Annotated in this window: 10 protein-coding genes; 5 read left to right on the top strand and 5 right to left on the bottom strand. The window is 71.6% G+C overall.

Annotated elements, in window-relative coordinates; translation table 11 throughout:
- Positions 1 to 15: 15 nt before the first annotated feature.
- Together KF840_25575 and KF840_25570 are read right to left on the bottom strand one after the other, a co-directional pair.
- The gene (locus KF840_25575; GenBank protein MBX3028275.1) at positions 16 to 1,443 is read right to left on the bottom strand and encodes an aldehyde dehydrogenase family protein; all 1,428 of its coding nucleotides are present in this window, start codon (positions 1,441 to 1,443) and stop codon (positions 16 to 18) included.
- Between the two features lie 83 nt (positions 1,444 to 1,526).
- Positions 1,527 to 3,200 carry a SulP family inorganic anion transporter gene (locus KF840_25570; protein ID MBX3028274.1) on the bottom strand — a complete coding sequence of 558 codons (1,674 nt, stop codon included), beginning with the start codon at positions 3,198 to 3,200 and terminating at the stop codon, positions 1,527 to 1,529.
- A gap of 150 nt (positions 3,201 to 3,350) precedes the next feature.
- On the opposite strand from KF840_25570, the gene KF840_25565 reads away from it, so the two are divergent.
- Genes KF840_25565 through KF840_25555 form a run of 3 tightly spaced genes read left to right on the top strand, consistent with a single transcriptional unit; the run spans position 3,351 to position 8,499 of the window.
- Entirely contained in the window at positions 3,351 to 4,514 is a 1,164-nt protein-coding gene (locus tag KF840_25565; GenBank protein ID MBX3028273.1) for an efflux RND transporter periplasmic adaptor subunit, read from the top strand.
- 21 nt (positions 4,515 to 4,535) lie between these two features.
- Positions 4,536 to 7,688: a multidrug efflux RND transporter permease subunit gene (locus KF840_25560; GenBank protein ID MBX3028272.1), complete on the top strand. Its 3,153-nt coding sequence runs from the start codon at positions 4,536 to 4,538 to the stop codon at positions 7,686 to 7,688.
- A 34-nt stretch (positions 7,689 to 7,722) separates the two neighbouring features.
- Positions 7,723 to 8,499 carry a two pore domain potassium channel family protein gene (locus KF840_25555; protein MBX3028271.1) on the top strand — a complete coding sequence of 259 codons (777 nt, stop codon included), beginning with the start codon at positions 7,723 to 7,725 and terminating at the stop codon, positions 8,497 to 8,499.
- 49 nt (positions 8,500 to 8,548) lie between these two features.
- On the opposite strand, the gene KF840_25550 is transcribed toward KF840_25555, so the two are convergent.
- Entirely contained in the window at positions 8,549 to 10,693 is a 2,145-nt protein-coding gene (locus tag KF840_25550) for a dockerin type I repeat-containing protein (GenBank protein MBX3028270.1), read from the bottom strand.
- Positions 10,694 to 10,813: 120 nt separating this feature from the next.
- Between KF840_25550 and KF840_25545 the strand changes: the two genes are divergently transcribed.
- Positions 10,814 to 11,785 carry a nitronate monooxygenase gene (locus tag KF840_25545; GenBank protein MBX3028269.1) on the top strand — a complete coding sequence of 324 codons (972 nt, stop codon included), beginning with the start codon at positions 10,814 to 10,816 and terminating at the stop codon, positions 11,783 to 11,785.
- On the opposite strand, the gene KF840_25540 is transcribed toward KF840_25545, so the two are convergent.
- Positions 11,777 to 12,166 (bottom strand): response regulator, encoded by a 390-nt coding sequence (locus tag KF840_25540; protein MBX3028268.1) that lies wholly within the window; start codon positions 12,164 to 12,166, stop codon positions 11,777 to 11,779. The genes KF840_25545 and KF840_25540 overlap by 9 nt on opposite strands.
- Positions 12,163 to 13,401 (bottom strand): sensor histidine kinase, encoded by a 1,239-nt coding sequence (locus KF840_25535; GenBank protein ID MBX3028267.1) that lies wholly within the window; start codon positions 13,399 to 13,401, stop codon positions 12,163 to 12,165. Before KF840_25535 ends, KF840_25540 begins: the two co-directional genes overlap by 4 nt.
- A gap of 278 nt (positions 13,402 to 13,679) precedes the next feature.
- On the opposite strand from KF840_25535, the gene KF840_25530 reads away from it, so the two are divergent.
- Positions 13,680 to 14,210 (top strand): hypothetical protein, encoded by a 531-nt coding sequence (locus KF840_25530; GenBank protein ID MBX3028266.1) that lies wholly within the window; start codon positions 13,680 to 13,682, stop codon positions 14,208 to 14,210.
- Positions 14,211 to 14,289 lie beyond the last annotated feature (79 nt).

Below are 14,289 nucleotides of genomic sequence, written 5' to 3'. Positions count from 1 at the left end.
GGCGGCGCGGCCGGATCAGGCGGCGGCGCCCATGATCGCCTTGACCTCGAGGAACTCCTCGAAGCCGTATTCGCCCCACTCGCGACCGTTGCCGGACTGCTTGTAGCCGCCGAAGGGGGCGGCGAAATCGGCGCGGGCGCCGTTGAGGTGCACGTTGCCGGTGCGCAGTCGGGCGGCGACGCGCAGGGCGTGCGCCGGGTCGCCGGACTGGACGTAGCCGGAGAGGCCGTAGGGGGTGTCGTTGGCGATGCGGATCGCCTGCTCCTCGTCGTCGTAGGGGAGGATCGACAGCACCGGGCCGAAGATCTCCTCGCGGGCGATGGTCATGTCGTTGCGGACGTTGGCGAAGACCGTCGGCCGCACGTAGTAGCCGCGCGCCAGTCCCGGCGGCCGGCCCGGCCCGCCGGCGACCAGCTCGGCGCCCTCGCGGATGCCGGCCTCGATCAGGCGCTGGATCTTGTCGAACTGCGCCGCGCTCACCACCGGTCCGATGGTGGTGTCGGCCGCCGCCGGATCGCCGACCACCACCGCCTCGGCGGCGGCGCGCGCCGCCGCCACCGCCTCGGCGAGCTGGGCGCGCGGCACCAGCATGCGGGTCGGCGCGTTGCAGGACTGGCCGCTGTTGGTGAAGCAGGCCTTGACGCCCGCCTGCACGGCGCGCGGCAGGTCGGCGTCGTCGAGGATGATGTTCGCCGACTTGCCGCCGAGCTCCTGGGCGACGCGCTTGACGGTGTCGGCGGCCGCCTTGGCCACCTGCACGCCGGCGCGGGTGGAGCCGGTGAACGACACCATGTCGATGTCCGGATGGCCGGCGATCGCCGCGCCCACCGACGGCCCGTCGCCCTGCACCAGGTTGAAGACGCCGGGCGGGACGCCGGCGGCGTCGAGGATCTCGGCGACGATCACCGCGCTCAGCGGCGCGATCTCGCTCGGCTTCAGCACCATCGTGCAGCCGGCGGCGAGGGCCGGCGCGACCTTGCAGGCGATCTGGTTCACCGGCCAGTTCCACGGCGTGATCAGGCCGCAGACGCCCACCGGCTCGCGCACCAGGCGGGTCGTGCCGCGCTGCTCGCTGAACGGGTAGTCCTTCAGCACCGCCAGCGTCTGCTGAAAGTGGGCGAGGCCGGCCGGCGCCTGGGCGCCCTTCGCCAGCCAGAGCGGCGCGCCCATCTCGCGCGAGATCGTCTGCGCGAGATCGCCGAGCCGCGCCTGGTAGGCCGCCACGATGCGTTCCAGCAGCGCGACGCGTTCCTCCCGGGTCGCGCGCGAGAAGCTCTCGAAGGCGGCGCGCGCCGCGGCCACGGCGCGATCGACGTCGGCGGCGCTGCCGAGGCTGATCTGCGCGATCGCTTCCTCGGTCGCCGGGTCGATCACCGCCAACGTGCGCGGCGTGATCGGATCCACCCAGCGACCGTCGATGTAGAACTGGAGCGCGTGCGACATGAGGTCCTCCCTGAGCGGCGAACGCTACCAGGTGCCGCGTCGCCGCACCACGAACACGGCCTGGGACCCCGCCTCCGCGCCGTTCAGCGGACCAGGGCGCGAAACTGCTCGACCGTCTGGGCGAGCGTGAACAGCAGCCGCTCGCGACCCAGGGCGCGGCCGAGTGGCGAGCGCTGCACCATGCCGAGCGCCTCCGGCGTCAGCGCCACCAGCCACAGGGCGATGCCGCGTTCGCGCAGGCGCTCCTCGCCGTCGCTGAGCATCTTCAGCGCCGAGTACTCGATGTCGGGCACGGCGCTCATCTCGAGCGCCACGACGCGTGGCGAGGCGGCGTCGATCAGGGTCATGATCTGCTCGCCGATGTGCTGCGCGTTGGCGAAGAAGATGCGGCCCTGCGGCTGGACCACCAGCAGGCCGGGCACGATCTCGTCGTCGGGGTGCTCCGGCGAGAGCGGCCGGAACACGTCCGTTCCGCGCTTGCGGCCGAGCATGTACACGCGCGGCCGCGCCGCCTGGTACGACAGCGCCACCATCGAGAGGATGATGGCGACCAGGATGCCCTTCAGGGTGCCGAGGAGGACGACGCCGGCGAACGCCACCACCGCCCAGGTGAACTCCATCCGCCGGGTGGCGAGGATGGCGCGGAAGTCGGCGAGCTGGACGAGGCCGAGCGAGTAGACGATGACGACGGCGGCGAGCGTCGCCTGCGGCATGCGGCCGATCAGCGGCGCCAGCAACAGCAGGGTGGCGACGGTGGCCGCGGCGGTGACCAGCGCCGCGAGCTGGGTGCGCGCGCCGGCGAGGCGGTTCACCGCCGTCTGCGAGGTTCCGCCGCCGGCCGGCATGGCGCCCAGCAGGCCGCCGACGGCGTTCGCGAGACCGCTCGCGAGCAGCTCCTGGTTGGCGTCGGGCCGCGGCTCGTCGCGGCCGGCGAAAGCGCGGCCGGCGGCGATCGTCTCGGTGAAGCTCATGAGCGCGATGCCGAGGGCGCCCGGCCAGAGCACCTCGACCAGGTCGAGGCGCGGCGGCGTGAAGGCCGGCAGACCCTGCGGGATGTGCCCGACCAGCTCGATGCCGAAGCGCGCCGCCAGCAGCGCCGCCGCGGCGATGCCGAGGGCGACGGCGATCAGCGGCGCCGGCAGGCGTGGCCAGCGGTGCTCGAGCACCACCAGGACGGCGATCATCGCCGCGCCGAGGGCCAGCGTCGGGAGCGAGGTCTGCGGCAGGTGGGCGACCACCGCCGCCAGCTTCTGCAGGAACGGCGCGCCCGCGATGTGCAGGCCGAGCAGCTTTGGCACCTGGTCGACGACGATCACCACCCCGATGCCGGCCTTGAAGCCGATCAGCACCGGCTCGGAGATGAAGCTGGCGACGAAGCCCAGGCGGAGCACCGCCGCCAGGGCGAGGATGGCGCCCACCAGCACCGCCAGAGTCGCGGTGGCGGCCAGCAGCGCCGCCGCGTCGCCGTCCGGGACGGCGCTCGCCAGGTCGGTGCCGGCGAGGATCGCCAGCGTGGTGGTCGTGCTGACGCTGAGCGCGCGCGAGGTGCCGAGGAGGGCGTAGATGACCATCGGGGCCAGCGCCGTGTAGAGCCCGACCTCGACCGGCAGCCCGGCGACGGTGGCGTAGGCCATGGCCTTCGGGACCACCACCGCGGCGGTGGTCAGGCCGGCGACCAGATCGGCCCGCAGCCACTGCCGCCGGTAGGTGCGCGCCCAGGCGAGGATCGGCAGCAGGCGGAGGGCCAGGACGGACATGTCTGGCAGCCGTCTTAGCCGTTCGCCGGACGGCGGGACAGGCGCGAGGCAGTGTGCGCGCCGGCTCTTCGGGTTGACAACGCCACCCCATCGACTACTTGACCAGCCGTGCGACGACGTGGCCCGGTCCGTGTGCCGTGGGGGAGATCGATGCGACGACTTCGTCAGACCTGCTACGGCCTGGCGGTGGTCGCCGTCGCCGGGTTGGCGGCCTGTGGCAAGAGCCAGGAGGCCGCGGCGCCGCCCGCCATGGACGTGCAGGTGGTGGCGGTGGCGGAGAAGGACGTGCCGGTCTGGCAGGAATGGATCGGCACCCTGACCGGCTACATCAACGCCGAGATCCGCCCGCAGGTGAAGGGCTATCTGCTGGCCAAGGCCTACGAGGAGGGCTCGGTGGTGCAGACCGGGCAGCTCCTGTTCCAGATCGATCCGCGGGAATTCCAGGCCCAGCTCGACCAGTGGCGCGGCGCGCTGGCGCAGGCGCAGGCGGCGCTGGTGAAGACCCAGCTCGACGTCGCCCGTTACACGCCGCTGGCCAAGGAAGGCGCGGTGAGCCAGCAGGAGCTCGACAACGCCGTGCAGGCCAACCAGGCCAACCTGGCGGCGGTCGAGTCGGCCAAGGCGCAGGTCGAGCAGGCGAAGCTCAACCTCGGCTGGACCAAGGTGATGTCGCCGATCACCGGCGTCTCGGGCATTGCCATTGCCCAGGTCGGCGACCTGGTCGAGCCGACGACGAAGCTGACGACGGTCTCGCAGCTCGATCCGATCAAGGCCGTGTTCCCGGTGAGCGAGCAGGACTACCTGCGCTACCGGCGCGCCCACCCGCGCGAAACCGATCCGGGCACCGACACCGATCCGGCACGCAAGGACAAGCTCGAGCTCTACACCGCCGACGGCGGCCTCTATCCATACCGCGGGACGGTGAGCGTCGTCGGCCGCGAGGTCGACCCGCGCACCGGCACGATCACGCTCGAGGCCCTGTTCCCGAACCCGAACAACGTCCTCCGCCCCGGCGGGTACGCCAAGGTGCGGGCGAACATCGACACGCTGCCCAAGGCGCTGGTCATCCCGCAGCGCGCCGTGCAGGACATGCAGGGCACGGCGCTGGTGGCGGTGGTCGGCGCCGACGACGTGGTCGAGATGCGGCCGGTGACGCTCGGGCCGCTGATCGGCATCGACCAGGTGGTGCAGTCCGGGCTCGCCGCCGGCGAGCGGGTGGTCGCGGAGGGGCTGCAGAAGATCCGCGCCGGGGCGAAGGTCAACCCCCGCCCCTGGACGCCGCCGCCGACCCCGTCGCCGAAGCCCGCCGGCTGAGACGCGAGCGGGCGCCGCCGCATGTCGCACTTCTTCATCAATCGCCCCATCGTGGCGATGGTCATCTCGATCGTCATGGTGATCATCGGGGTGATCTCGATGGTGCAACTGCCGATCGCGCAGTTCCCCAACATCGCCCCGCCGGAGATCCAGCTCTCGGCGACCTACGTCGGCGCCGACGCGCTGACGGTCGAGCAGTCGGTCGCGACCCCCATCGAACAGCAGATGCAGGGCGTCGACGGCATGATCTACATGTACTCGACCAACGCCAGCACCGGGGCGATGACGCTGAAGGTGGACTTCGACGTCGGCACCAACGTCAATACCGACCAGATCCTGACGCAGATGCGCTACCTGCAGGCGGAGTCGCAACTGCCGGTCGACGTCCGCAACTACGGCGTCACCATCAAGACCTCGACCACCAGCCCGCTGGCGCTGTTCTCGCTCTATTCGCCGAACGACACCTACGACGCGCTGTTCCTCTCGAACTACGCCACCATCAACATCAACGATCCGATGTCGCGCCTGCCCGGCATCGGCCAGGTGCAGATCTTCGGCGCCGGCCAGTACGCGATGCGCTTCTGGCTCGATCCGGACACCCTGTCGAAGCTCGGCATCACCGTCACCGAGATCCTCGACGCGCTGAACAAGCAGAACACCGTCAATCCCGCCGGCCAGATCGGCGGCGAGCCGGTGCCGCCGGGGCAGCAGTTCACCTACACGGTGCGCGCCCAGGGCCGCCTGGTGGACGAGGAGGAGTTCGGCAACATCGTCGTCCGCGCCAACGTCGACGGCTCGCTCGTGCGCATGCGCGACGTGGCGCGCATCGAGCTCGGCGCCCAGAGCTACACGGTCATCGGCCGCCTCAACGGCAAGCCGGCGGCGATCATCGCCATCTACCAGCTCCCCGGCAGCAATGCGCTCGATGCCATGCACCGCGCCAAGGCGCTGATGGAGGAGGCGAAGACGCGGTTCCCCGCCGACCTCGACTACGTCGTCTCGCTCGACACCACGCTGGCGGTGAGCGAGGGCATCGACGAGATCGTCAAGACGCTGTTCGAGGCGTTGGTCCTGGTGATCATCGTCGTCTTCGTGTTTCTCCAGGGCTTTCGCGCCACGTTGATTCCGCTGCTCGCGGTCCCGGTCTCGCTGGTCGGCACCTTCGCGATCTTCCCGCTGCTCGGGTTCTCCATCAACACGCTGTCGCTGTTCGGCCTGGTGCTGGCGATCGGCATCGTCGTCGACGACGCGATCGTCGTCGTCGAGGCGGTCGAGCACCACATCGAGAACGGGCTCTCGCCGCGCGACGCCGCCTTCAAGGCGATGGACCAGGTGTCGGGACCGGTGGTGGCGATCGCCCTCATTCTGACGGCCGTGTTCGTGCCGACGGCGTTCATTCCCGGCATCACCGGCAGTCTCTACCAGCAGTTCGCCGTCACCATCGCGGTGTCGGTGGTGATCTCGGCCTTCAACGCCCTGTCGCTCAGCCCGGCGCTGGCGGCGCTGCTGCTGCGCCCGCGGAAGGAGGCGCGCGGTCCGCTCGGCGTCTTCTTCCGCTGGTTCAACCGCGTCTTCGGGCGGGCCACCGACGGGTACGTCAACTGGTCGCATCACCTCATCCGTCACGCCGGCATGGCCATGCTGCTGCTGGCCGGCCTCGCCGTGCTCGCCGGCTTCTTCGGCAGCCGGCTCCCGGCCAGCTTCCTGCCGGATGAGGACCAGGGCTATTTCTACATGAACGTGCAGTTGCCGAACGCGGCATCGCTGCAGCGCACCGACGCCACCTGCCGCCAGATCGAGCAGATCTTGGCCGCGACCGACGGCGTGCAGAGCTACAACACCGTCGTCGGCTTCAGCCTGCTGAGCGGCGTCAACACGACGTACAACGGCTTCTACTTCGTCACCCTGGCGCCGTGGGCGGAGCGCGATCCGAAGGGGCGCACCGCCGACGTGATCATGCGCGAGATCAACGCCAAGCTGTACATGCTGCCCGAGGCGCAGGCCTTCGCGTTCCCGCCGCCGGCGATCCCCGGCGTCGGCACCTCCGGCGGCGCGACGTTCATGCTCGAGGACCGCTCCGGCAGCACCATCGACTTCCTGGCGGCGAACACCAACCGCTTCCTCGAGGCGGCGCGGCAACGGCCGGAGTTCGCCTCGGTGACGACGACCTTCATCCCCAGCGTGCCGCAGGTCTTCGCCGCGGTCGACCGCGACAAGGTGCTCAAGCAGGGCGTCGACCTGAGCGCGGTCTACAAGACCCTGCAGGCCTTCATGGGCGGCTCGTTCGTGAACTATTTCAATCGCTTCGGCCGCGTCTGGCAGGTGTACGTGCAGGCCGAGGGCAAGGCGCGCACGAACGCCGAGAACGTCGGGCTCTTCTACGTGCTGAACAAGGAACGCCAGCAGGTGCCGCTGTCGACCCTGGTCGACATGCAGAGCATCAACGGCCCGGAATTCACGCTGCGCTACAACGCCTACCGCGCCGCCCAGATCAACGCCATCACCAAGCCGGGGTTCAGCTCCGGGCAGGCGATGGCGGCGCTGGAGGCGGTCTTCCGCGAGACCCAGCCGAACGAGATGGGCTTCGACTACATGGGCATGTCGTTCCAGGAGCAGGTGGCGGCGCAGGGCGTGTCGCCGATGCTGATCTTCGGCTTCTCGCTGCTCATGGTGTTCCTCATCCTGGCGGCGCAGTACGAGAGCTGGTCGCTGCCGTTCAGCGTCCTGCTCGGCGTGCCGATCGCCGTGTTCGGCGCCTTCTTCGCGGTCTGGCTGCGCGCCTACGAGAACAACGTCTACGTGCAGATCGGTCTGGTCATGCTGATCGGCCTGGCGGCCAAGAACGCCATCCTCATCGTCGAGTTCTGCAAGGACGAGTACGAGAAGGGGACGCCGCTGATCGACGCCGCGCTGGCCGGCGCCCGGCTGCGCCTGCGGCCGATCCTGATGACCGCCTTCGCGTTCATCCTCGGCGTCGTGCCGCTGGCGATCGCCAGCGGCGCCGGCGCCATGTCGCGGCGCATGCTCGGCACCGCGGTCATCGGCGGCATGACCGCCGCGTCGCTGATCGCCATCTTCATCATCCCGGTGAGCTTCTACGTGGTCGAACGCCTGTCGCGGCGCAGCGAGGACGCCGGATCCGAGAACGCGCCCGCCGCGCCGCCGCCGGCCTGACGACCGGCGGCGGCCGCACCGCACCGGCTGTCCGATGAGCACCTCGCTGCGTTCCCGGCTCGCCCAGCCCTGGGCGCACGAGCGCAGTCTCACGGCGATGTTGATCTTCCTGGTGATCAACGTCGTCGTCGTCTACCCGCTGAGCGCCGCCGGCATCGCCGGGCACGTGGTCTTCGGCATCATCTTCGGACTCCTGCTCGTCTCGGGCATCGCGGCCACGGCGCGCAATACCGCCGTGCTGGTGGTCTTCACCGTCATCGCCATCATCGGCGTGGCGATCCACTGGGTGCGCTACGTCGATCCGACGCCAGCGCTGCAGCTCGCCGACCTCGCCGCCTCGCTGGTGTCCTCCGCGATGCTGTCGGGCATTCTGCTCGTCCAGGTGTTCCGCGAGGGCGAGGTGACGAGCGCCCGGGTGCAGGGCGCGGTGGCGATCTACCTGCTGCTGGCGATGACCTGGGCGTTCGCGTACGCGTTGGTGGCGACGCTCGACCCGAGCGCCTTCCAGGAGACGACGACGGTGCCGGCCAACGAGATCGACACCCACCGGTACCTGTACTTCAGCTTCGTCACCCTGACGACGCTCGGCCTGGGCGATATCCTGCCGATGTCGCCCCTGGCGCGCCTGCTGGTGATCCTCGAGTCGACGATCGGCCAACTCTTCCCGGTGATCCTCATCGCTCGCCTGGTGTCGCTCGAGCTCTACTACCGCCAGCGCCACTTCGAGCAGCAGCAGGCCACCCTCGACCGCCGCGCCCTGACCCGCGAGATCGCGCGCGAGCTCGAGGCGCTGCGAGAGGAGCGGCGATGAGCGGCGCGCGCCGACGCAGCGGCAGGGGCGGCGGTGATCGCCGCCGCCGTCACGGCGCCGGCTGCCAGTTGGCGGTGCAGTCGCCGATCAGCACGGCGGCGAAGTCCTGGCCCGTCGCCTGGCCGCTCAGCGGTGCGTAGTCGATGGCGCCGCGCCGGCAGGCGTTGACGCCGATGTTCTCCGGCGGGAGGACGGTCTGGTTCGCCGCCGCCGCGGGCGAGGGCACGAAGTGCCAGTCGGAGGCGCAGGCCTGGACGGCGGGGAAGGTGGCGAGCAGGCCGACGCGCTGCTGCAGGATGAACGTCGCATCGAGGGTGCTGAGGGCGCCGTTGCCCGAGACGTCGCAGGCCAACCGCTGCTCGGCGTCGAGCGTCCGCAGGCCGGCGACGGCCTGCAGCGTGTAGGCGGCGTCGAGCGTGCTGATGCCGCTGTCGACGTCGCCGAGCTTGTCCACCTCGAGGTGGACGTGGCAGCCGTCGAGGCCGGTGAAGGCGAAGTGGCCGGTGGCATCGGTCTGTGTCGTCGCCGTCGTCCCGCCGCTCAGCCGCACGGTGGCGCCGCCCACCGGCCGGCCGCTGTGGTAGGCGCGCACCTGGCCGCTGATGCCGTTGTCGCCGCCAGGGATGCACGTCGGCGTCGCCAGCGGCGTCGGCGACGGCGTGGGCGCCAGGCCGACGGCGTTGAGGATCGCCCAGTTGATCGCGTAGACCGTGCCGTCCGGTCCGATCACCGTCGGCGTGTAGGCTTCGCCGATGCCCGGTGACAGCGCGATGCCGGGCGACAGCGTGTTGGTCGCCAGGTCCCAGCGGTACAGCTTCCCGTCCTCGCTGTTGGCCATCACCGACCGGGTCGCCGGATCCACGGCGGCGCTGTTGATGCACCATTCGCGCACCGCGTTCGGGTACTGCGCGAGGTGCTCCGGGTCCGGCGTCGGGCCGGCGATGGCGAGGATTTCCTTCATCACCAGCAGACCGCCGGAGGAGGCGTGCGGCTCCACCATGGTGGCGTTGGGATCGAGCACCACCATGCGGTTGACGCCGTCGCCGCCGTCGAGGCCGGCGTAGTTGTTGTACTTGGTGAAGAGCAGATAGGCGGAGCCGCCGGCGTACGACGGCACCGCCGCCGCCGGGACGACCGAGGGGGTGGTGTCCCAGCCGAATCCGCCCGGCGTCTTCGTCTGCGCCAGGTTGGCGGAGAAGTGCAGCAGCCAGCCGCGGACGTTGAAGGGGTTGCCCATGACGCCGTAGTAGACGTCGCCGTCCGGCCCGACCATCGGCGACGCGGAACTCTCGTCGAGGACGCTGGCGTTGTTGGCGCCGCCGTTGCGCGGATCCTTGAGCGCGACCCGCATCGGTACCCCGGGCGAGGACTCCCTGAGGGCGAGCGTCGCCGGGTTCAGGCCCACCAGGTAGTGGTTGGTGGCGTTGTTGGCGCTGGCGACGACGACGTACAGGGTCTGCTCGTCGGCGCTCAGCGCCGGCGCCGCCTGGTGCGGCACGCGCGTGATGCTGGCGTCGCCGCCCGAGGCCGCGACCGCCGAGACCCAACTGCCGTTGCCGTTGGCGTCGATGCGGGCGATGCCGCTCTGCAGGCCGAGCGGCGCGCCGGCGCTGGCGCGGAATCCGAAGTAGATGGTGCCGGCGCTGTCGGCGGTGATCGGCGTGTCGATGAACACCGTCGCGTCGAAGCTGGCGCGCGCCGCCTGGTAGCTCGCCAGGCCGTAGAACGCGCGCTGGCTGATCGGCAGCGATCCATCGCTGTCGGCGGCATCGCGGAAGTACACCGTGCCGCCGGCGCCGGCGAAGTAGACGCGCTGGTCCGCCGTCAGCGTCGGCGAGTAGCTGGGCGTCCAGGTGTGCGGCGGCAGGATGTAGTCGGTGTCCGCCGACCAGCGCACCACCCCGTCCCCGGCCCGGCGCGCTTCGACGCGATAGCCGCCGCTGCTGCCGGTCTTCACCGGCACCACCACCGTGTTCCCCGGCGTCACCAGCGGCGAGCCGTAGTGGATGAGGATGGAGCCGGTGGGCGGCGCCAGGTCGACGGGGGTCGACCAGCGGATCGTCTGCAGCGGCTGCGCCGCCGCGTTCGAGAGGCTGGTGTGCTGCGGGTTGGCGGCGAAGGTCGGCCAGTCGGCGCGCGCCGCGCCCGTGCCGATGATCGCGAGGGCGCCGAGCCCGGCGAGGAGGGTGCGCACGACCGGAAGAGTACCCCCGCGGCGCCCCCTGACGGAAGCCCGTTGCTCGCCCGGCCGCCACGTGGGCTCGCCGGTCGCGCGCGCCTGTTCACCGCGGCCCATCCGTGCTCCTCTCCTTCCATGGCGATCGAGACGGAGCTGACGCGGCGCTTCGGCCTCCGGCATCCCATCGTGTCGGCGCCGATGGGCGCCGTGGCCGGCGGGCGGTTGGCGGCGGCGGTGTCGCGCGCCGGTGGCCTGGGACTGATCGGTCCGGGGTATCTCGGGGCGGACTGGATCGAGGCGGAGCTCGCCGCGGCCGGCGGCGAGCGGGTGGGGATCGGGTTCATCACCTGGGATCTGGCGCGCGCGCCGCAGCGGCTCGACGTCGCGCTCGCTCACCATCCGGCGGCGGTGATGCTCTCGTTCGGCGATCCCGAACCGTTCCTGCCCGCGATCCGCCGCGCCGGCGTACCGGTGATGCTGCAGGTGCAGACGCTGGCGGCGGCCCGGCAGGCCGCCGCGCTCGGCGCCGACCTCATCGTCGCCCAGGGTACCGAGGCCGGCGGCCACGGCGCGCAGCGGGCGCTGCTGCCGCTGCTGCCGGCGGTGGTCGACGCCGTGGCGCCGATCCCGGTGCTCGGCGCCGGCGGCATCGCCGACGGCCGCGGCCTGGTGGCGGCGCTGGCGCTGGGGGCGCAGGGCATCCTGGTCGGCACCCGCTTCGCCGCCAGCGCGGAGGCGCTCGGGCTCGCGGCCGCCAAGGCGCGGCTGGTGGAGAGCGGCGGCGACGCGACGCTGCGGACGCGCGTCTTCGACATCGTGCGCGGCCTGCCGTGGCCGAGCGGTTGGAACGGACGCGCCATCCGCAACGCCTTCACGGAGCGCTGGCACGGGCGCGAGGAGGCGCTGCAGGCGGCGCGCGATGCCGAGCAGCGCCGCTATGCCGAGGCGGCGCAGGCCGGCGATCTCGACACCGCGCTGGTGTGGGCCGGAGAGGGCGTCGACCTGGTGCGCGACGTGCCGCCCGCCGCCGCCATCGTCGCCGCCATCGCCGGTGACGCCGAGCGCGTGCTGCGGGCGCTGGCGCGGCACCAACCCGGGTCAGGATGACGGGCGCGGGCGCGCCGTCAGGTCGAGCAGCAGGCCGACCAGCCGCTCGGCCTCGACCGGCTTCTCCAGTCTCGGCAGCGTCCGCAGGTGGGCGGGCAGCAGCTCGGGATCGTCGCCGTAGCCGGTGACGAAGACGAACGGGACGCCCGCGGCGCGCAGCTCCTCCGCGAAGGGCACGACGCTGGCGCCGTTGAGATTGATGTCGAGCACCGCGACGTCGACCGGCTCCGCCGCCAGCGCGGCGCGCGCCCGCTCCACCGTCGGCGCGATCGCGGTGACGATGCCGTCGTACCCGGCGAGCAGATAGCGCAGCGCGTCGGCGAGGACGAAATTGTCCTCGACGACCAGGATGCGCAGACCCCGCAGCGAGAGCGACGTCATGACGGCGGCGGGATCGGCAGCTCGATGTCGCAGCGCACGCCCTCGGCGGCGAAGCCGAGGCTGGCGCGGCCCTGCGTGTCGTAGGCCAGCGCCTCCTCGATCAGCCGCGTGCCGAAGCCGCGCCGCGCCGGCTCGCCGACCGGCGGGCCGCCGCGTTCGCGCCAGTGGATGCGCAGCCGGGCGTCGCCGTCGGCGCGTACCCGCGCCGCCACCACCACCTCGCCGCCGGCGGCGGAGAGGGCGCCGTAGCGCGCCGCGTTGGTGGCGAGCTCGTGCAGCGCCATGCCGAGCGCGCGCACCAGCTCCCCGGGCACGAAGCCGTCGGGCGAGTCGACCCGCACGCTGGCGCCGGGGCGACGATGGGGTTCGACCAGCAGCTCGACCAGCTCGCCCACCGTCAGGCCGTCCCAGCGCCGCGCCGCGAGCGCGCCGTGGATCCGCGCCAGCGCCTGGATGCGGCCGGCGAACGCCGGAGCGAAGGCGGACATCGAGGGCGAGGAGCGCAGGGTCTGCTCGGCCACCGACTGCACCGTGGCGAGGGTGTTGTTCACCCGGTGATCGAGCTCGCGCATGGCGAAGCGCAGGGCGGTCTCCGTCTTGCGCCGCTCCTCGATCTCGCGCTCGAGACGGCGGTTCGCGTCGCGCAGCTCGCGCGCTGCCCGCACCGCCTCGGCGCGCTGCCGGCTGAGCGTGCGCGAGAGGTAGACGGCGGCGATCAACGTCGGCGCGATCGCCCCGGCGTTGCGCAGCCAGAGCAGCGGCTGCGTCGCCACCGTCGCCACCGTCCAGACGGCGGCGGCGACGGTGAGGGCCATCCCGGCGAGGTGCCAGGCCGGGCGCCAGGGCACGAGCACCGCGGCGATCACCGACATGCCGACCAGGATGAGCAGCGGCGTGGTGCCGTCGCCGGCGACGATGCCGACGCCGGCGGTCGAGACGATGGTCACCGCATAGGCGACGAACGCGACGACGTGGTTGAGGGTGCGCCGCTCGGGATCGCGCAGCAGCCGCAGGGCGGCAGCGACGACCAGGAAATTGAGCGCCTGGATGCCGCTCAGCAGCGGCCGCGAGGTGCCGTTGACCAGCAGCCAGCCGACGAAGACGGCGGCGATGCCGGCGTTGACCAGCCACAGCCCGAGCCGCACCCGGTCGACGAACAGTCGATCGGTATCCGCCGCGAGGTCGTGCGCTCCTTCGCCGCGCCCGACCGTCGCCCAGGACCCCGTGTGCGCCACGCGTTCCTGCTAGCACACCCGCGCCCATCCGACACAGCGCCGCGGTTCACCTGTCCGGTAGCGTCCGCGGGATGCGTCGCGTCATGGCACGGCGATGTGAGCGGTCTCATCCTCCTCACGCTCCTCTCACCGCTGCATCGCTAGAAACCGCGCGCGATGCATCCCGGTCGGAGAGAGGAGGGGACCCGTCATCATCCGCATTCGGTGCGCCGCGCGCGCCCCGGGGCATCACCACCACCAGCCGGCGGTATCGCCGCCGCCGCCCACGAGGAGAGGAAATGAAGACCGCCATCACCGGCGCCCTGGCCCTGCTGGTCGCCGCCAGCAGCGCGCAGGCGATCCAGGAGACCTTCACCACCGCCGGCCCGCTGAACTGCAGCGCCGTCAGCGTCTGCGTGCAGAACACCGCCGACAACCTGTTCACCCTGAGCTTCATCCCCACGTACCCGACTTCGGCGCCGTCGCCGAGCGGCTTCAACGTCAACGAGCAGGCGATCGAGGTCGCCAGCGCCAGCGGCGGCCTGCTCGACCTCAACGGCCTGCAGATCAATCTGACCGGGTCCGACTTCTACAACGGCGTGAACTTCCTCGGCGCCATCCAACTGGAGGTGCAGGACGCCACCAGCGGCGCGTGGTCATACGTCACCCAGTGGTCGACCTGGGTCGCGTCGTCCAAGGGCATCTACGTGCTGTTCAACGGCCGCGCCGCCAACGCGCCATTGATCCGCGGCGTACGGGCGATCCGGTTGTCGGGCATCAACGGCGCCACCGCCTTCCGCATCGGCATGCTGAACCTGACGGCGCGCTGACCTCCGGGCGCGCGCCATCATCGCGCTGCATGACATTCGTCAGGCCAACGCCGGACAGCAGGGTTACCCTCCGGCGCGT

This window comes from bacterium, from assembly GCA_019637795.1.
Taxonomy (GTDB): Bacteria; Desulfobacterota; Binatia; order HRBIN30; family CADEER01; genus JAHBUY01.
This window is presented reverse-complemented; position numbering and strand designations above follow the sequence as displayed.

Excerpts from the sequence above, each read along its gene's own strand:
- KF840_25575 (MBX3028275.1), bottom strand. The coding sequence starts at position 1,443 with ATGTCGCACGCGCTCCAGTTCTACATCGACGGTCGCTGGGTGGATCCG.
- KF840_25570 (MBX3028274.1), bottom strand. The coding sequence starts at position 3,200 with ATGTCCGTCCTGGCCCTCCGCCTGCTGCCGATCCTCGCCTGGGCGCGC.
- KF840_25565 (MBX3028273.1), top strand. The coding sequence starts at position 3,351 with ATGCGACGACTTCGTCAGACCTGCTACGGCCTGGCGGTGGTCGCCGTC.
- KF840_25560 (MBX3028272.1), top strand. The coding sequence starts at position 4,536 with ATGTCGCACTTCTTCATCAATCGCCCCATCGTGGCGATGGTCATCTCG.
- KF840_25555 (MBX3028271.1), top strand. The coding sequence starts at position 7,723 with ATGAGCACCTCGCTGCGTTCCCGGCTCGCCCAGCCCTGGGCGCACGAG.
- KF840_25545 (MBX3028269.1), top strand. The coding sequence starts at position 10,814 with ATGGCGATCGAGACGGAGCTGACGCGGCGCTTCGGCCTCCGGCATCCC.
- KF840_25540 (MBX3028268.1), bottom strand. The coding sequence starts at position 12,166 with ATGACGTCGCTCTCGCTGCGGGGTCTGCGCATCCTGGTCGTCGAGGAC.
- KF840_25530 (MBX3028266.1), top strand. The coding sequence starts at position 13,680 with ATGAAGACCGCCATCACCGGCGCCCTGGCCCTGCTGGTCGCCGCCAGC.